Origin of the sequence: Prevotella sp. CAG:592 (assembly GCF_000436015.1) — a bacterium.
Classification (GTDB): domain Bacteria; phylum Bacteroidota; class Bacteroidia; order Bacteroidales; family Bacteroidaceae; genus Prevotella; species Prevotella pectinovora.
The window spans coordinates 1-19,405 of sequence record NZ_FR892523.1; the positions used below are offsets into that span (position 1 = coordinate 1).

Here is a 19,405-nt window from a genome sequence, read left to right on the forward strand (position 1 = left end):
AAGTGTCGTTTTCGGACGGCCTGGGGGGGGATTAAGCCGGATTTGCGAGCACTATGGTGCTCCCACTTCAGATACCTTGATTACACCTACTATTGACTTCAGCCCCCACCTATCCTCCCCCGTAGGGGAGGGACAGATACTCTCGGTTGTCTGATATTCAATGGCTTACCCACAAACTAGAGTAACCTGCATCTCCCCTTCGGGGGAGAACGAGAGGGGGCTGATGTCTGTGGCTGAGTAATAAGCCTCTACTGTGGGAAGGACAGGACAGATGAAAGGGTGGATGAAGTCGTTGTGTCCCCAGCCTACGGCATGGACAGAAACGGAAAAGACCTATCCTCACCCGAAGGAAAGGACAGGTCCGTATAGATTGTATTGTTTATCAAAAGATTACTTCACACTCACCTTTACGCTCTGTGTGCCATTGGCAGTGCGAGCCTTAACAACATACATACCTGCTGGGAGACTTGGAGCCACCTGAGATACGCCGTTGTAAGAACGGACAAGCTTACCGCTGAGGTCGAACACATCAGCCTGAGCACCACCGAGAACGAGCTTGCCAGTCTCAGCATTGTAGTAAACATTGCCGGCTGCGCCGTTGTTCACATCCTGGATGCCAGTGAGATTCTGCTTGAAGCCTACGAAGAGAGCTGCTGCAGAAGCCTCGCAGAATGTGCTCTTTGCCTTAGGAGCCCAGAAGCGGAGTGATCTGTTGCGAGCACCACCCCAGTTGAATACTCTCCACAGTGCAGGGAACTGAGGATTTACAGAACCCTCCTGCTGAGCGCAGATAACGAGGCTCTTGGTTGGGTCATACTCGAATGGAGTGTCGAGCTGCAGTGAAAGCATGTTGTCATTGCCAGGATAGAGAGTAACAGGACCGTTGAAGACCTGTGTCATAGTAGACTCATCAAGCCACTGAGAAGCATCAGTGAACTCTGTGAGGTCGCTGTTTGCCATCCATACGGTGAATGTACCGATAGGAAGAGCATCATTAAAGCCGTTGCTGTCATACTCATAACCGATACGCTCGATAATGTTAGAGTCGCTTGGCTTCTCGGCGAAGTCTGACTTCAGATAGATAGACTGTGAACCGCTGACGCCGCCTACACAGCAAGTCGGAGTGTAAGTAGCATCCCACTCATCTTCGCCAGTAACTACCATAGACCATGGAGTAGCGTCGCCGAATGGGATAACATTTACCTTCTTAGCCTCAGAAGTGTTGTTGCCGTTGAACTCGTCCTTAGAGTAAACGACGCGGAATGAGAAGTTATAGTCACCCTCGCCCTGCGGTATGAACTCTACATTAACATCAGCTGTAGACTCAGCGCGAACGACAGGAGTCTCCTCTGTAGAACCAACAACAGTCTCTACGCCGTCGATGTTCTGGAGTACCTCAACCTTGTAAGAACCAGCCTCGACAATCTCGCTACCGTTGTTCTTGACGTTAGCCTTGCACTTGTTGTAGTTGCCGCTCACAGCGTCGCCACCGAAGATCTCGAGGTCGAGAGCCTTGATGTCGTTAGCAAACATAGGCTCAATCTCTACGCCATAGAAGTTGAATGTATCGTAATCTGTATTGTCTGATATACGGAAACCGAAGTAGTAAATACCGTCCTCAGGAGCAGTGAACTTGTCCTCGTATGTCACGATCGGATTGATGTAACCAGAAGCGCTATACTCAGTCTCCTCACCGATCTTCTCTGTCATACCTTCGAGAGTAGGAGTTGTACCAACGTAGCGGCCGATTGTGTGACCAACCTCAGGCCAACCGTTGTTGAACCTAGAAGTGAAGAGGTATGTCCTACCCTTCTCCATACGGAATGCAGGAGATGCAGTCCAGTCCTCACCTACTCCAGCGTAAACAGTGAGCTGATATGTGTGGTTCCAATCTGCATAATTCCATACATTGCCATCGGCAGTCATCGGGTTCTCGAATGCTGTCCACTGTCCAGCCTCATCCTCAGTCTCTGTACCGAACTTCACTGGTGGAAGTGGTGGAATACCAGCCTCAACATCGTTGGAAACCACAGCGTCGCTCACACCTGCCGGTGTCTTGGCAACGATAGTGTATGTGTACTTGCCTCTAACGAGAGAAGCAACCTCCTCATCGGTGAATGTAGTAGCCGCGAGGTCAGAAGCAACTGTCTTCTCGCCCGGGTTACGAACGATGTCATACTTCAGAGAAGCAGGGTCAACGTAACCGTTGTTCTTTCCGTCAACCGGAGCATCCCATGTGAGCTTGACGTTCTCACCATCGAGAGCGGCAGTGAAGTTTGTCACAACGCCAGGGATATCATTACCGGCAACGGCACGGATGCTGTCTGGCACACCCTTCTCACCGTCCACACGGCATGGCACGATATAATATGTGTTGATGCCAGTCACCGGCTCAGTGTCTTTCCATGTCATCTCCTTACCGATGTTCTCTGCTGTAGCAGGAACGGTAGCGATAAGCTTGGAATTGGCAAAGAGCTCTTCTGAAGAATTCACGCCCTTGGTATAAGAAGCGTTCTTGCGATATATCTGCACATTGGCAAGTTCCTTCAGCTCGTCGCCAGCCCATGTTGTGGTAGGGTTCTTCCAAGCGAGCGTAATGTCGGTAGCACCCTGTGGGTTAGGTGTAGCTGTGAGGTCGGTAACGCGACCTGCTGCATCACGGTTGTCAGCCTTGAAGTAAGGGATATACATACCAACGATCATGTTGCCAGGAAAGAAAGACTGTGGATAGTCAACATACTTGCCGGTCGTAGGATTGAGTTTCACGAAACGGTCGTAGTTGCTTGAACCATCTGTAGTTGCGATGAGGGAAGCGAGATAGAGGTCGCCTGTCGTATAGTCGAACGAGAGAGAGCCGTAACCGTTTACGAGTACGTCCTTCTTGTCCATATCCTTGATACGCATTGGCTTGCCGTCTACCTTCTCGAACTCTGCATCGTATTTGTTGAGAAGCGTACCAGACCACTGGAAGCCTCCGTCCTCAGCATTAGTCCAATAAATAGCTACGGCATACATGTTGCCTTCGTAGTCGAAGCAGAAATCAAGAATCTGGTCTTGGAATGTTTTAACTGGACTCAGTTCACCAGTCTCCTTGTCTATAGTATAAAGGATAGAAACAGCATCTGTATTCTTATCCTTCTGATATTTTGCCATTGCATAGACCTGGTCTTCTGAAGGATTGTAAGACATGTCCTGGATGACAGGGAAAGCCTGATCACCAAGTTGGTTATACCAAATTACGGTATAAGGGTTATCACCCTCACGCAAATTCTTGATTGAGGTAGTCTCACCGGTTTCGACATCGAGGGACACGAAATCCTGGAAGCCGCGCCACTCGAAGTTAGGCATGCTGGGATTCAGGCCAGCCGCACCATAGAATCCATAATACTTGTCGCCACCCCAGCAACCAAGGAAGAGACCATACAGCTGCTCACCGATAGCATTTTCAAACTCTCTGATGCGGTTCAGCTTACCTGGGTAAGAGGTATTGAAATAAAGCCAGCTACGCATCTTTGAGTCGTCCTCGATCTGTGTTGCGTAGATCTTGGTTCCGAGTGCCTTGTCGTCGATTCCCGAAGGAGCGTAAGACGGGGCTTCCACCTTAGCAGGCGACTTAGCCTTGGTACGCTCAAGTGTCGGGAATGTCTTGACCTTCTGCTGTCCGAATGCGGAGAAGGCCACAACCCCAGCAAAGAGGAAAGTAAGAAATGTTTTTTTCATTTTCTTAAAGGTTAATTGATTAAACATGTGTCATATTAAACGAAAACTCATTCGTGTATTTTGTTGTGTGCAGGTTGTAGTGTCATCACTTGCCTTCTTTACTTGTATTTTTCATTTACCGGTCACAGTGTCACCACTGAAATCCTGCGGAACGCAAGCTGATATGTCGGTCAGACTTGCAGTGTTGTGTCGTGGAACGTTCCTTTAAATCAGAACCGACGTTATGCCAGGACCAAGGATATAGGGTTTACTAATGTCGATTGCCCTGAAAAAAAAGTCGATTGAGATATTAAAAGGAACCCTTGACCGCCAGAGGTCATTCGCCCGGCAGCCAAGGTTGATATAGTTCTGTTTATTTAACAGTCATTGTGATTCCGCCCTTAACAAGAGTCTTTGGAGCTACAGCACCCTTGGAAACTGTTGTAGTGGCAGAATACTGGCGTGCAGAAACACCTGCAACTACTGCCTTAGGCTTAGCCTCACCCTGGAGCCACTCAGCCTTTGAAGCATCTGGAGTGGTGAACTCGAACTTGCAGATTTCGCCCCACTCGCCCTTATTGTTCTGACCTACAGAGATGGCATAGTATCTTGTGCTTGCCTTAACGTTCCACAAGAAGCTGTCAACACCGGTGTGATTGGTGTAAATTGTGGTCTGCTCTGGGAAGAGAACAATCTTGTTGTAGAACTCAGGGTCTTTGTCATATTCATCAGCCTCAACAAGACCGTCACGATAGATGTTTGTCTGATCGTTAGGAGTGAAGATCACACGCTGTACATACTGTATTGTTTGATCCTCAGCTGTGTACTTGTAGAACTCTTCAGCTGGAACCTCAGTAGAAACCAAAGCGGCTCCGTCACCACCGGCACCAACAGTCTTAACCTTGACAATTATATAGTCACCGAGGTTACCGTTCATGTCGACAGGAACGATGCCAACCTCATACTCAGAGCCAGGCTCCTGGTACTTCCATTCGATAGTCTCAACACCGCTATGCTCAATCTGGCCCCATCCTTTGATCATATCGCCAACGTTAGCGAAGCCGAAGAATGAGCCCATTGTATTGAATGTACCGAGGATACCACCGCTTGCAACATCGAATGCACAAGCATAGTAGCCGTAGCAGTCTTCGTTAGGAGTGACGGTGATCTTGAAAGAAGTTGTAGTAACTTCAGACACCTCTGCAGTAACAGTAGGTTTGCCGGCGAGGGCAGCCTTAGGAGTCTTGAAAGTAACCTCAGACACACCGCAACCGATTCCATACTCATCGAAACCGAGAGTCATAAGAGTATACTCTGAATCATCAACGAATTTCTGGTCTGCTGAAGGGATTGTCACCTTGGCACCGTTAGAGAAATCATCATACATGACAGGTGTGCCATACTTGTCGATATAATTGGCCTTCTGAGCCTCTGTAGTCATGTTCTTTGCAACGTTTGTAGCAACGCAAGCGAGCTTGAAGCCCTTGCAGGCCGGGCTGTTCTTTACCTTGCACTGGATTTCAGCACCATCGTCTGTCTTGGTGAAGCTGTCGAAAGTGATCTCAGCCACTACCTTACCTTCTACCTTACCGAAGAAGATACTGTCGATGCGCTCTGCTAAGTAGCCGGTCATCGCACCATTAACGTCTCTTACAAGCACACGGTTAGGGTTTGTCTGTGCGTTGCCTACCAATGCGAGCAGCGCGAATACTATTGTGAAGTATAGTTTTTTCATTTTCTTTAATTATTAATGTTTTCCTTAATATTGAACTGGTTATTAACTTGGCTTACTTGGCGAACTTGATAGACTTGCCGCCAGCCTTGAACACGTAGACACCCTTCGGCAGGCTCTCCACGCTGATACGCGAACCGTCGAGACGGGCACCGATCATCTGCTGACCATTGATGCTATACACAGCACCCTGCTGGCCGTTGGCACCGTCTGCCCATACATACTGTCCATCGAAATGCAGCATCATCTCGGACGCATTGCCATTCGTAACGGACTGGATGCCGTTTACAAGATCCTTGAACTTGATTGATTTCACGTCACCGTAGTTGAGCTGCAGCGTTGAGCCATCCTGACTCAGCACGTTGAAGCCGTTCTCACCGAACGTGATCTTTCTAAAATTGGTAAGCTCAACTGCATTGTCGGCCTTTCCCTGGACGCCATAGAAGACGAGAGACTCCGCATTGTCGGCAAATGCCGAAGCGGAGGCAAACATAGCCAATGCCACCAAACATGATTTCTGTTTATTCATAATATAATTAAATTTTTTGCAAATGTATGAATTTCTTTTTAAAAGTCAAAGAGTTTGGAGAATTATTAACATTTAAGATGCATAAAAAAAGACAAGGCTGATATATATACATATATTATGCCTTGCCTTTATCATATACTTGGTTGTATCGACATTCTTTAATCAAAGAGTCAGCATGTCAACCAACTTGTCTGTCAACTTGCATATCCGTCAACCGGCTTACAATGTCACCTTCACTGTCTTCACAGCGCCGTCCACCTTGACCTTCAGCAGATAAACGCCCTTCGACAGACCAGCCACGTTGAGTAATGAAGCGTTGCTTGCACCAGCCACCTGGCTACCAGCGAGGTTGAAGAGCTGAGCCTCATCGCAGATTACAGCGAAGTTGAGCACATTGCCGTTGCGTGTGATGCCAAGCTCATTGCCTGAAACAGTGATTATACCAGTCTCACCGATTCCCTCGTAAGAGAGGCTGATTACCGGTGTGTGCTCTGTACCGTAAACTTCTGCCAATGCTGACTGCTCTGACTTGCCGTTACAGAATGCCGTGCGAGGATACTCGATCTGGAACTCATAGTCAGTGAGCCACTCCGGATGTTCGCTATTGCTTGTTATGACATTGCTGCCCAATGGACTAACGAAATCCATGCAGATGTTGCCACCCTTATATTCATAAGGTGTAGGGAAGTTGATTACCAGATACTTGCCCTGGCCAACGCCGGATACTGTCAAGTCGCCGTCGTATACAGTAGTGAAGCCGTCGGTCTCAAACAGTGCCTTTGTTCCTGCATCGTTGAGCACGTGTGAACGTGATGTCTCCTTGAAAGAGATCTTGGCAGGGAAGGTAAAGCTTGAAGCGCTGTTGCCGTTGTAAGGGATACGCATGCCTGTGAACTTCACGCCCTTCTTCTGCAACTGCTTCTCGAGGAAGATAGCCTGACACTCAGCGTATGGGTCGAAGAGATAGAACGGTGTATGCCATCCCTGGTTGTTGGCGTTATTCAGGTTGATCCATCTTGCGTCGTTCTCTGAATGAACGGTCACTGCGATTGGTGTCTCGATGGTGTTGTCAGCCGGATATGTGTCAGTAGCGAGTTCTACTCGTGCTGTAACGTTGATCTTGCCTTCAGCGCTTGGATACCACTCTACAGGCACCTCTACAGTCTGATCCGGAGCCACTGCCACTCCCTTGCTCTCACCGATAACAACGTGTGTGTCGGCATCAAGAAGAACTACCTTGTAGTCGTTTACAACAGCAGAACCCTCGTTTCTAACTTCAACGGTGAATCTCTGGGGAACGTTGCAGTTCACCTCGTTAGAACCTGTGAGCAGCTGGGCGCTGAGGTCAGAAGTGCTGTATTCACGAACTGAAACGTCCTTCAGATACATGAATCCGTGGTCAGCATCGCTGTAAGCCTGGAAGCCGATGCGGGCTGAACCGCTCTCCTCTGGCTGGAAGTTGTCCTTGCCGTGGAAATAGATTCCCGATGCGGTGTGGAATTCCTCGCAGTCCCAGATAAGCTGCTGCTTGCCGGTGTTGACAGGCTCCTGGCAGAGCATCACTCTCATCTTTTCCCAGATTGGTTCCATGTTGTCAAACACCCAGTTGATGGTCCAGTATGTGTAGCGCACCTGGTATTCCTTGTTCTTGTCGAATGTGAAGGCCGGTGTATAGAGCCAGTCGTCAGCATCGTTGTTTGTTCGTCCGTAGGTAGTGGTATTTGTCTTGTCATCGAAATACCATGTGCCGCCGTCTTCGTTCTTGTCTACAACGAGCCATCTTTCAAATTCCTCCTTGGTCTGGAGCGATGATGTGAACGGGATGTTGCCCTCAGGACCGAAGCTCAAGCTGTTTGATGTGGCTGCTGTTCCCTTGCCCTTTCTGTTTTCCGGAGTCACAACGTATGTATAGCCCTTTGTCTCAGACACGGCGTCGGTAACGCTTGTCGATGTAGTTCCGGATACGATGGTCACGTTGTCTGGCATTCTCACAACGTCGTATTTCAAAGACGCAGCGTCGAAATATCCGCCCTGCTGTCCTGCTGCCGGAGCCTGCCAAGAGATTGTGGCGTTGGCGCCGATTGCCGAAACGGTGACGTTCTGTGGTTCGCCCGGAAGGTCCTCGCCCACGAAAGCTGCATACTCTTTGTATACTCCGTCGCCTGAAGCGTTGTACGGCACCACCTTATATATATAGTATCCGTCAGCAGACGGTGTGTCTGTCCATGTGACAGCCTTGTTCTGTGATGACTCTGATATGGTCTGCACCAGTTCGCCGTTGCGGTACACCTTCACACCAGAGAGGTCTGCGAGGCTGCCGTTGCGGTAGTTCAGGTTTGGTGTAGTGAAAGAGAGCGAAGCGCTGAGAGCGCCATTGGCATCGGCGGCAACGGTGAAGTTGCGCGGATAAGACGGTGTTGCGTCTGGCACATACTGATAAGGTATTGCCATGGCGAGGAGCTGCAGGTCGTTGCTCAGAGAGGTCTTGCTCTTTGCCTCACCGGTCTCTGCATCAAGCTCCACGAAAGATGCTCCGCCGTCTTCTGTCTGTGCCAGCCACCACAGACGGTGTGTGGTCTTGTCAAACTCCATGGACTGGCTGTAGTCGCCCATTCTCACTCCCGTATCCACACCGGTGTTTGTCATGGTGCAGGTCTTGGCGGCAGCGTTGATGCTCGAGATTTCAATCTTGTTGAGCATACTTCCTCTGGCGGTCATGCTCATGGCGTAGAGACATCCGTTGTCGGCAGCGAGGGTGAAGATCAGCGATGGTATGGTGGCCACGTGCTTCAGCTCAAGGGATGTGCGGTCGATTTCATAAATATAGGATGTCTGTGCGTCGGTGTCGTAGTTCAGACCGAAGATTCTGTCTGTCTTGGGGTCGTAGGTCATTTCGTCGAGGATGAGAGGTCTCCTGTCTGTAGGATTCTGTATCATCTTCTTTGCCACATACTCACCGGTGTTGATGTTCACCACGCTGATTGCCTTCGGCATGTTGATATTATTGTAGAATGTGGTCTCGAAAGCGTAATACTCGTCGCCCACGTATGTTCCGGCGGTGAGGATAGGTGTAGTACCGGCGATGTAGCCATAGTCGCGAATCCACTCGAACTTTCCGGGATTGTCTGAAGTGAGCTTGATGAGTCCCATTCCCTTCATGTTCTTCTGGTAGCGCATCTGTCCGAAGATGTCTGCCTCGCCATCCTTTACATTATATATATAAGGGCGGTCGGCGTTTGCCTTCATGATGCTCTTCGCCCACTGTGGACGCAAGCCTTTTTCTACTTGATTCGGTATAAAATCGCCAGAGATATTGCCTACCTGGCGTGCCGGCACTGCGTTCTGTGCCATGGGGGCAGCCAAAATTGTAAGCATACACCCAAATGTCAATGAAAATCTTTTTAATGCAGACATAGTTTAAATATTAAAGGTAATTTTGATGCAAAGTTATATTTTTTTTCCAAATAGTTGTAATTAATTGAAAAACTTTTGTATTTTTGCAGCAAATTCATGGTGTTGGAGACGGCTATGGTTTTGTATCATCCGTTTATTGCATGTCTTGGCAGCATTCCAGAGTATAATTAATTAGCATAAAAGACAATAAACATTTGCGCTTAGGCGCAGGGAGCAACACGACGGTAAACTCATTCTCGGTCTCCACAATTTAAGAAAAACTTAAAACTTACGTGATGAAAAACTTTACCCAAAAAATGTTTTTTGCAGGTGTATGTGCGTTGATGTTCACCCCTGCAAGTGCACAGTTCCTGGCAAGAGAGAAGGCTTCACAGAACAAGGTGACAGCCCCGGTTTCACTTCAGTCTGAGGCTCCTGTCGTAAAGAAGGCTGCCGAAGGCAAGAAGCAGGGATTCAAGATGCAGCTGCTCTCTGTAAAGAAGGCTGACGGCACCAACCCTTACGCCAAGTACGGTGAATTCGAGGAGTTGCTCTATGAGGATTTCTCTAAGCTGACGACAGGTAGCGTCGGCAACCCTGATTTCAACACAAACCTGTATAAGGCATTTACACAGGTTGACGACTACGATGGACATAAATACGAAATTCCATGGTACAGCTTCGACCCTGACTATCTGAACACACAGGGTGTTTATGACGAGAAGCACGGTTCTGTAAGCCGTTGGGGTGTAAACAACGGTTTCCCTGCCGGCGGTGCCCTCTACATGTATCTGCAGGACGACGATGAGGATTGCGAATACTCACAGAGTCATGTGAATACCTGCCTCATCGACTGCTCTAAGTATCAGGGCGACGTTCTCCTCCAGTTCGACGCATTTACAGACAACGCCAAGAGCACAAACTTCATCTCTCAGGTAGAGGCTGCAGAGACAAACGGCATGGGTCCACAATGGAATGTATTGGGAAGCCTCACTCTTCCTGAAATCAACAGCGAGAGAAAGACTTACACAATCCTTTTCCGCGGTGCTGACAAGTCTACTATCTTCAACATCATAGGACAGCGTGGCGCTCTGGAGCGTGGCGGCGATATCTACGGAAACTCTTTCTATATCGACAACATCAAGGTTTCTGTATTGAAGCCATTCGTGAACGCTCCTGAGAACCTGAAGATGAAATACTACAAGGGAGACAACTTCAAGCTCGCTTGGGACAAGGTGGACGGCGCTGACAAGTATCTCGTAGACGTTTACACAAAGCAGGTTATCCAGAACGACATGGGCGGCACCCAGGAGACTATCGGCGACTACCTGCTGCAGGACGAGGAGACAACTGACAACTTCCTCCAGGTGAACAACGCAAAGAACGGCGAGGTTTACTACTACAGGGTTCGCGCAATGAAGGGCAACCATGTTTCTATGGAGTCTAACGAGGAGAAGCAGATCCTCGGCGTAGTAGCTCCTGCACTGGAACTCGTTGACAGCTATGCTGACTCTAAGTACACAGCAATGTGGAAGCCGGTTCCTGGAGCTGAGCGCTACAGCTATCAGGCATTCGCTGCAAACAAGATCACTGAGGACACAAAGTTGGCAGTTGTGGACACCAACTTCGAGGGCATGCCTTACAACGACGGATTCGAGTGGAAGGCGACAAGCTGGGGCGAGATAGTAGAGCAGTATGACACTCCTAAGTATTCTACTACCGAGCCAGACCCACGCGCATTAACAGGTACTTACACTTGTCTTGACAAGATGTCTGGATGGACGGCATACTGTTGGGCTCTCTATAAGGACGCCCTCGTAATCGACGGTTACCAGTCATTCTTCAACGGCGAAAACGCTTCCCTGCAGTGTGCTCCAATTGACCTCTCTAAGGACAACGGCAAGTTCGACGTTACCATCACTCTGAAGGGTGAGTGCGCTGAAGGCTATGTAGATCAGGACAACAATCCTGTATATGCTCACGCTGCTTTGGCAACATTCGTATACGACCAGGAGCTTGACGACTACGTACAGGGTGAGACAAAGTTCATCGCGGATACAAACGACAAGGAGTGGAAGACCACTACTTGTAGCTTCTCTAACGGTTCAGAGGACATGATATTCGGTGTATTCGCTACATACGCTCCTTCTAACCTGTATATCCATGACATCAAGATTGAGCAGAACTACAAGGCTGGCGACACATTCATGAAGTCATTCGACTACTACTACCGCGTAGAGGGTGTGGAAGTAGAGAAGAACGGCGAGAAGTATCTCTCACTGGAGATTCCATTGGTTGGCGAGACAGCCGGCAAGGATGTTTACCACCGCATGCAGTCTGTACGTCTCGGACAGGCAGCTGACCAGTTCACAAGTGCTACATTCTGCGAAAGCCAGTGGAGCAAACCTACACTCGTAGCTGAGAATGTGGTTACAGGTATCGAGAAGACTACTGAGGTAGGCAAGAAGTCTGCTACTGTATTCATGCAGGGCGACAACCTCGTTATCAACAACCCTGCCGGTGAGGAGGTTCACATCTTCGGCATGAACGGTGCTGAGCTGAACGCTGACAAGAGCGGCAACGCTTCTATCAAGATGGCTATGCCTGCTGACAACTCATTCATCGTTAAGGTTGGCAAGCAGTCTATCAAGATTGCTGTCATCAAGTAAGACTCGGATAAACTATAATCTGAAATAATCTCGAATGAGGGTGTGTCTATATGACATACCCTCATTTTTATATATTCCATTTAGAGTGATCTCGGTTTTCATTTCTGACCGGAGGGCATCGATGAAGGATAATGGACATATTGTAGAACCGACGAAATCCCTCTTCTAAAAAAACAAAAAACATGCAAGCGTTGACGACCGATTTAGGACAAATCATGCAGCAAGAACTTGGAGAAAGGCCCCATTTTGTCCCTAAAAAGTAAAAAAAGACACAAAAGTTTAATCAAGTCAAAAAATATTTGTAACTTTGCAACCCAAATGTATAAATAGTACATTTACACATTACTGATAAAACAGATGGAAAGCTTAGAGTCTTTGAAGATAGACCTGAAGAGTCTGGACACAGGCGCATTGAGCACCAGCTGCCACTTGGGAGACGAATTCTTTGAGGCGGCAGAGAGTGACGAGATAAAGAGCGGCGATGTGATGCTCTCTATTTCGGCACGCAAAAGTGTGTCAGGACTATACGAGATAGACTTCCATGCCGAGGGCACTGTGAAAGTGCCTTGCGACCTTTGTCTCGACGACATGGACCAGCCGATATGCACAGACAACAGGCTGCTGGCTAAGCTCGGAGAAGAATACTCAGACGAAGACGACATCGTGACGGTGGAAAAGGACGACGCAGTGCTCGACACCGCATGGTTCGTATATGAATCCATAGCCCTCGACATTCCCATCAAGCATGTGCATGCACCTGGAAAATGCAATCCTGCAATGATAAAGGCTCTCGAGGAGCACTCCGCAGCCCGAAGCTCGGAGGAGGAAAACGAAACGGCAGTGGATCCACGATGGAGTGAATTAGAAAAATTAAAATCAATAATTAAAGATTAAAGAAAAATGGCACATCCTAAAAGAAGACAGTCAAAGACTCGTACACTCAAGAGAAGAACTCATGATAAGGCAGTAGCTCCTACACTGGCAGTATGCCCTAACTGCGGCGCTTACTATGTATATCACACAGTATGCTCTACTTGCGGTTACTACAGAGGCAAGGTTGCTATCGTAAAGGAGACTGCAGAATAATACCGTCATGGAAAAGATAAACGCAGTAATCACAGGCATCGGAGGGTACGTTCCTGACTATGTGCTGAACAACCAGGAGTTGTCGAGAATGGTCGACACCAACGATGAATGGATTATGACGCGTGTCGGAATAAAAGAGCGCCGAATTCTCACCGAAGAGGGTATCGGCACCTCTTATATGGCACGCAAAGCGGCAAAACAGCTCCTGAAGAAAACGGGAGTTGACCCGGACACCATCGACGCAATTATCGTAGCCACAAGTACGGCGGACTACAAGTTCCCGTCTACAGCATCCATCGTGTTGGGTAAGCTCGGACTGAAGAACGCTTTCGCGTTCGACATGTGGTCGGCTTGTTGTGGATTCATTTATACGCTCGATACTGCCGCTTCAATGATCCAGAGCGGAAGATACAAAAAGATTATCGTTATCGGAGCCGACAAGATGTCGTCTGTGGTTGACTATACCGACCGCAGCACTTGTGCTCTCTTCGGTGACGGAGCAGCTGCAGTTCTCGTGGAGGGAACGACAGAAGACGTGGGTCTTAAAGACTCTTATTTCCGCAGCGACGGACATGGACTGCCATTCCTGCACTTGAAAGCTGGCGGTTCTGTATGCCCGGCTTCACACTTCACTGTGGACCACCGTCTGCACTACCTCTATCAGGAGGGACGCACCGTGTTCCGCTATGCAGTGACAAGCATGAGCAACGACTGTGCACTCATCGCCGAGCGCAACGGACTGAACAAGGACAACATCCGTTTCGTGGTGCCTCACCAGGCTAACATCCGCATCATTGAGGCTGTGGCAAAGCGTCTGGAGCTTCCTATGGAGCAGGTGATGGTGAACATCGAGCATTTCGGAAACACCTCTGCCGCCACTATTCCATTGGCTCTCTGGGAGAACGAGAGCAAGCTGAAGAAGGGCGACAACCTTATCTTCACTGCCTTCGGAGCAGGCTTCGTTCACGGAGCTTCATACTACAAATGGGGCTACGACGGCAGCACCGTGGAGCAGGGATAACACACTCCTTGACTGAAACAAAAAATCTTTATATCAGATAAAGCGCATCTGCAATGACGGAAGTCATACAGATGCGTTTTTTTGTCAGAACGCCATTTTAGTGACGGAAACATAATAACTTACCACAAAAACAACGGAAAGGATGTCCGACAAAAGGCAATGAAAGGTCAAAATGGCGCATATTGAAAGGTAAATGTTTGGCGTACAACAATTTTTCAGTATATTTGCAAATAAAAAAGACAGATAAAATGCACAAAGCAGGATTCGTGAACATCGTGGGAAACCCGAATGTGGGAAAATCCACGCTAATGAACCAGTTGGTGGGCGAGCGCATCAGCATCGCCACATTCAAGGCGCAGACCACAAGACACAGGATAATGGGCATCGTGAACAGCGACGACGCACAGATAGTATTCTCCGACACCCCAGGAGTACTGAAACCGAACTACAAGTTGCAGGAGTCGATGCTCGCCTTCTCTGAATCGGCATTGACGGATGCCGACGTGCTGCTCTATGTCACCGACGTGGTGGAGAATCCGGAGAAGAACATGGAGTTTCTGGAAAAGGTGCAGAAGATGAGCATCCCCGTGATACTGCTCATCAACAAGATTGACCAAAGCGACCAGAAGACGCTCGGAACGCTCGTAACGAAATGGCACTCTCTGTTGCCCGACGCAGAGATACTGCCGCTCTCGGCAAAGAACAAGTTCGGAGTGGACATGCTGCTCAAACGCATAAAAGAGCTGCTGCCCGACTCCCCACCCTACTTCGACAAGGACCAGCTGACCGACAAGCCGGCGAGATTCTTCGTGAGCGAGATAATCAGAGAGAAGATCCTGCTCTACTACGACAAAGAGATTCCATACTCGGTGGAAGTATCGGTGCAGTCGTTCAAGGAGGACGATAAGCGCATCAACATCCACGCTGTAGTCTATGTGGAACGCGACTCACAGAAAGGCATCATCATCGGACATCAAGGTGTGGCACTGAAGAAGCTGGGATCGGAAGCGCGCAAGTCGCTCGAACGGTTCTTCGGCAAGAAGATTTATCTGGAACTGTTCGTTAAGGTGGACAAAGACTGGCGCAGCTCTAAGAGGGAGCTGGACAGCTTCGGATATAATCCGGACTAAGCCGGAGAGACGGGGACAAACCTGAGGAAACAGGAACTCTGAGGAAAACGGGAGGTGAAACAGGACACTGACGGAGCAACATTCTGAACCGACAATCCGAAAGCATCCAAGAATCCCGGAAAGAAAACAACAAAAAAGAAAAACGGAAAACAGAATATGGCAAATTTAGTAGCAATAGTAGGACGCCCCAACGTGGGTAAGTCAACGTTGTTCAACCGCCTCACGAAGACCCGCCAAGCCATCGTGAGCGACGTGGCAGGAACGACACGCGACCGTCAATACGGCAAATGCGACTGGAACGGAAAGGAGTTTTCAGTGGTGGACACCGGCGGATGGGTAGTGAAATCCGACGATATCTTCGAGGAGGAAATCCGCAAGCAGGTGCTCATCGCCACTGAGGAGGCTGACCTCATCCTCTTCCTCGTGGACATCACCACGGGAGTGACAGACTGGGACATGGACGTGGCACAGATTCTGCGCCGCACGAAGCTGCCGGTGATTCTCGTGGCAAACAAGACAGACAACAACGACCTGATATACAATGCGGCTGAGTTCTACAAGCTCGGACTCGGCGACCCGATGTGTATCAGCTCGGCTACGGGAAGCGGCACGGGAGACCTGCTCGACGACGTGGTGGCGAAACTGAAAGACAACAGCGGCGAACTGCTCGAAGAAGGCATACCACGCTTTGCCGTGGTGGGAAGACCAAACGCAGGAAAGAGCAGCATCATCAACGCATTCATCGGCGAAGACCGCAACATCGTGACGGAGATTGCCGGAACGACCCGCGACAGCATCTACACGAGATACGACAAGTTCGGATTCGACTTCTATCTCGTAGACACCGCCGGCATCCGCCGCAAGAACAAGGTGACCGAAGACCTGGAGTTCTACTCCGTGATGCGTTCCATCCGCGCCATCGAGCATTCTGACGTCTGCATCCTTATGATCGACGCAACGAGAGGCATCGAGGCACAGGACATGAACATCTTCCAGATCATTCAGAGGAACAACAAATCGCTCGTGGTAGTGGTGAACAAGTGGGACCTCGTGGAGAACAAGGACCAGAAGGTGATGGACACCTTCGAGAACGCCATCCGCAACCGCATGGCTCCATTCACTGACTTCCCTATCATCTTCGCCTCGGCACTGACGAAGCAGCGCATCTTCCGTGTGCTGGAGACTGCCAAGGAGGTGTACCTGAGCCGTAAGATAAAGATAGGCACATCAAAGCTCAACGAGATGATGCTGCCGCTGATAGAGGCTTATCCGCCACCATCAATAAAGGGAAAATACATAAAGATAAAATACTGCACGCAGCTGCCTAACACACAGATACCATCATTTGTGTTCTACGCCAACCTGCCTCAGTATATCAAGGAGCCTTACAAGAGATTCCTGGAGAACAAGATACGTTCGAACTGGAAGCTCACGGGGTCTCCAATAAACATCTTCATACGTCAGAAGTAACGGATACGATGACAAACAGAATAACAGAAAAGCTGCAGGCGTGTCTTATGGCATGCATTGCAGCCTTGATTTTTACTTTGCTCGCGCCAGTGATGTCGGCGTGCTCGTCGTCGGAAGGCGGCAAGACAAAGGATATGGCTGCCGCAGAAGCTGCAAAGGAAATATACGACAGTCTGAGAAACGGCGGATATGAATATTTCACCGATATGACATACCGCAACGGGCGCATACCGGAAAACTACCGCAAGCAGCTCGTCATGAACTCCAAGATGTTCCTGTTTCAGATGCAGAAAGACCATGGAGGTATCTACGACATACAGATTGTCGACTGCCGCACTGACAGCGCCAGATCATCCGTCGACGCAAACGCCTTCCTGCTGCTCTGCTTCAACGACAGTACAAAAGAGGAAGTGGTGGTGCCGATGGTGAAGATTGGTGAGAAGTGGATGATGAGATGACAAATCAACAAAAAGAAGAAAATGCTAATACACAAATATCTTACGAGCTTCGGCAAATACCTCATCCTCATGGGACGCTCGTTCGCACGCCCTGAAAGGATGCGTATGTTCATGAAACAATACGTGAAGGAGATGTCCGGACTGGGAGTTGACTCCATCGGCATCGTGCTCCTCATCTCATTCTTCATAGGAGCCGTGATCTGCATACAGATGAAACTCAACATCCAGAGTCCTTGGATGCCACGCTGGGTGTCAGGATATACCACGAGAGAGATTCTGCTCCTGGAGTTCTCATCTTCAATCATGTGTCTTATCCTTGCCGGAAAGGTGGGGTCGAACATCGCCTCTGAGATCGGCACGATGAGAGTGACGCAGCAGATTGACGCACTGGAGATAATGGGAGTGAACTCTGCCAGCTATCTCATTCTGCCAAAGATGATGGGACTGATAACGATAATGCCGTTCCTCGTGATATTCTCGTCGGCAACGGGAATATTAGGCGCCTACGCCACAGCATACGTGGGACAGGTGCTCAGTCCTGACGACCTGACTGCCGGACTGCAACACAGCTTCAATCCATGGTTCATGTGGATGAGCATCATCAAGAGCCTCTTCTTCGCATTCATAATATCGAGCGTGTCGTCATACCACGGATATACCGTGGAAGGCGGTTCAGTGGAGGTGGGAAAGGCGAGCACCAACGCTGTGGTGACGAGCAGCGTACTGATACTCTGCTCCGACGTGTTCCTCACTCAGCTGCTGAGCTGATGGAACGGAGAGACGAGAACATACAGAGAGAAAGAGAGAACACAACATAAGGAGGGCGAAAGGTACTGATTTATGATAGAGATAAAGAACTTATGCAAGTCGTTTGGCGACAAGGTGGTGCTGAAAGACATCAGCACCGTGTTCGACAGCGGCAAGACGAACCTTATCATCGGACAGAGCGGCAGCGGCAAGACGGTGCTGATGAAGAACTTGGTGGGACTGCTCACGCCGACAAGCGGCGAGGTGCTCTACGACGGTCGCGACTTCGTGACGATGTCCAAGAAGGAGAAGGTGATGATGCGACGCGAAATGGGAATGATATTCCAGAGCGCCGCCCTCTTCGACTCGCTACCGGTGCTGGAGAACGTGATGTTCCCACTCGACATGTTTTCAAACATGAACTACCGCGAGCGTGTTCGCCGCGCACAGGAATGCCTCGACAGAGTGAACCTCGTGGATGCGGAGAAGAAATTCCCCGACGAGATTTCTGGTGGTATGCAGAAGCGTGTGGCGATTGCCAGAGCGATAGCGCTGAACCCTAAATACCTGTTCTGCGACGAGCCGAACTCCGGTCTCGACCCTAAGACATCGCTCGTTATCGACGACCTTCTACACGGCATCACTGAGGAATTTGACATCACCACAATAATAAACACCCACGACATGAACTCCGTGATGGGTATCGGCGAGAACATCATCTTCATATACCAAGGCGAGAAGGAATGGCAAGGCCAGAGCGCCGACATCATGGGCTCGACAAACAAAAAACTGACTGACTTCATCTTTGCCAGCGACCTGCTCAAGAAGATGAAGGAGAGCGAGATGAAGGAAATGAAGGAAAAGAAAAAGGGATAAGGCGAAAGATGCGAGGATAACCATAGCCTATAGAGAAGGACCATCTACAGCGCCGACAGGAAACCTGACCATCCTATCAGAACAACAGGAAGACAAAGGGCAGACAAGCTCTATACACATAGCGCCGGAACACGTTTCAATCAGTGATTGACGTGTTCCGGCGCTTTATTGTAACAAGACTGGAACATAGTCGGCAGAAATAAATGTCAGCATAGATTTGGACAAGAAAGAAAATAAGCATATCTTTGCAAAGTATATCGCAAGCGGTTTGCCCTCACGGGTGATTAAAAGGGAATCGGGTGGAAATCCCGGACAGTCCCGCTGCTGTGAGCCGCCCCTTATGAAAGGGTCGAACAATAGCCACTGGAAATTCTTATAGCTCCAATCTGTTATTATGAAATGTCTAACGATTGTTGGAGGTTAACGGGAAGGCGTTCGATACCGGGCGGCAAGTCAGAAGACCTGCCATTGCGACACATGGCGTATAGTATCCATTATATATATGGTGGGAGAAAATGCCATTGCTGTCTCTCATGGGCTTCGAGGAAGGCGCACGAGGGAATCATGATGTTTGGGAAACAACAACATTTTCATT

13 protein-coding genes and 1 riboswitch are annotated in these 19,405 nt (G+C 49.2%); of the genes, 9 read left to right on the forward strand and 4 right to left on the reverse strand.

Annotated features, from left to right (window positions below):
• Nucleotides 1–390: 390 nt before the first annotated feature.
• The 4 genes from QVO99_RS02675 to QVO99_RS02690 form a co-directional block, all read right to left on the reverse strand.
• A complete protein-coding gene (locus QVO99_RS02675; RefSeq protein ID WP_022316046.1) occupies nucleotides 391–3,720 on the reverse strand; it encodes a T9SS type A sorting domain-containing protein in 3,330 nt (1,109 codons plus the stop codon).
• A gap of 352 nt (nucleotides 3,721–4,072) precedes the next feature.
• Nucleotides 4,073–5,434: a hypothetical protein gene (locus tag QVO99_RS02680; RefSeq protein ID WP_022316047.1), complete on the reverse strand. Its 1,362-nt coding sequence runs from the start codon at nucleotides 5,432–5,434 to the stop codon at nucleotides 4,073–4,075.
• 52 nt (nucleotides 5,435–5,486) lie between these two features.
• Complete coding sequence (locus QVO99_RS02685) at nucleotides 5,487–5,960, reverse strand: hypothetical protein (RefSeq protein WP_022316048.1); 474 nt, start codon at nucleotides 5,958–5,960, stop codon at nucleotides 5,487–5,489.
• Nucleotides 5,961–6,179: 219 nt separating this feature from the next.
• Nucleotides 6,180–9,335, reverse strand: a complete 3,156-nt coding sequence (locus QVO99_RS02690; RefSeq protein ID WP_288176890.1) for a hypothetical protein — start codon at nucleotides 9,333–9,335, stop codon at nucleotides 6,180–6,182.
• Between the two features lie 335 nt (nucleotides 9,336–9,670).
• Here QVO99_RS02690 and QVO99_RS02695 point away from each other — a divergent pair, with 335 nt between their 5' ends.
• The 9 genes from QVO99_RS02695 (at nucleotide 9,671) to QVO99_RS02735 (ending at nucleotide 18,810) form a co-directional block, all read left to right on the forward strand.
• Complete coding sequence (locus tag QVO99_RS02695; protein ID WP_288176891.1) at nucleotides 9,671–12,022, forward strand: hypothetical protein; 2,352 nt, start codon at nucleotides 9,671–9,673, stop codon at nucleotides 12,020–12,022.
• A gap of 357 nt (nucleotides 12,023–12,379) precedes the next feature.
• Nucleotides 12,380–12,916 (forward strand): YceD family protein, encoded by a 537-nt coding sequence (locus tag QVO99_RS02700; protein ID WP_022316051.1) that lies wholly within the window; start codon nucleotides 12,380–12,382, stop codon nucleotides 12,914–12,916.
• 6 nt (nucleotides 12,917–12,922) lie between these two features.
• Nucleotides 12,923–13,108, forward strand: a complete 186-nt coding sequence (gene rpmF, locus QVO99_RS02705) for a 50S ribosomal protein L32 (RefSeq protein WP_022316052.1) — start codon at nucleotides 12,923–12,925, stop codon at nucleotides 13,106–13,108.
• 7 nt (nucleotides 13,109–13,115) lie between these two features.
• Nucleotides 13,116–14,129 carry a beta-ketoacyl-ACP synthase III gene (locus QVO99_RS02710; protein ID WP_022316053.1) on the forward strand — a complete coding sequence of 338 codons (1,014 nt, stop codon included), beginning with the start codon at nucleotides 13,116–13,118 and terminating at the stop codon, nucleotides 14,127–14,129.
• Between the two features lie 248 nt (nucleotides 14,130–14,377).
• On the forward strand, nucleotides 14,378–15,259 hold the full coding sequence (era, locus tag QVO99_RS02715) for a GTPase Era (protein ID WP_022316054.1): 882 nt from the start codon (nucleotides 14,378–14,380) through the stop codon (nucleotides 15,257–15,259).
• A gap of 156 nt (nucleotides 15,260–15,415) precedes the next feature.
• Nucleotides 15,416–16,729, forward strand: coding sequence for a ribosome biogenesis GTPase Der (der, locus tag QVO99_RS02720; RefSeq protein ID WP_022316055.1), 1,314 nt, complete (start codon nucleotides 15,416–15,418; stop codon nucleotides 16,727–16,729).
• 8 nt (nucleotides 16,730–16,737) lie between these two features.
• Nucleotides 16,738–17,187, forward strand: a complete 450-nt coding sequence (locus tag QVO99_RS02725; RefSeq protein WP_022316056.1) for a lipoprotein — start codon at nucleotides 16,738–16,740, stop codon at nucleotides 17,185–17,187.
• Between the two features lie 21 nt (nucleotides 17,188–17,208).
• A complete protein-coding gene (locus QVO99_RS02730; RefSeq protein WP_022316057.1) occupies nucleotides 17,209–17,955 on the forward strand; it encodes an MlaE family ABC transporter permease in 747 nt (248 codons plus the stop codon).
• A gap of 72 nt (nucleotides 17,956–18,027) precedes the next feature.
• The gene (locus QVO99_RS02735; RefSeq protein WP_022316058.1) at nucleotides 18,028–18,810 is read left to right on the forward strand and encodes an ABC transporter ATP-binding protein; all 783 of its coding nucleotides are present in this window, start codon (nucleotides 18,028–18,030) and stop codon (nucleotides 18,808–18,810) included.
• A gap of 246 nt (nucleotides 18,811–19,056) precedes the next feature.
• Nucleotides 19,057–19,294: riboswitch (cobalamin riboswitch) on the forward strand.
• Nucleotides 19,295–19,405 lie beyond the last annotated feature (111 nt).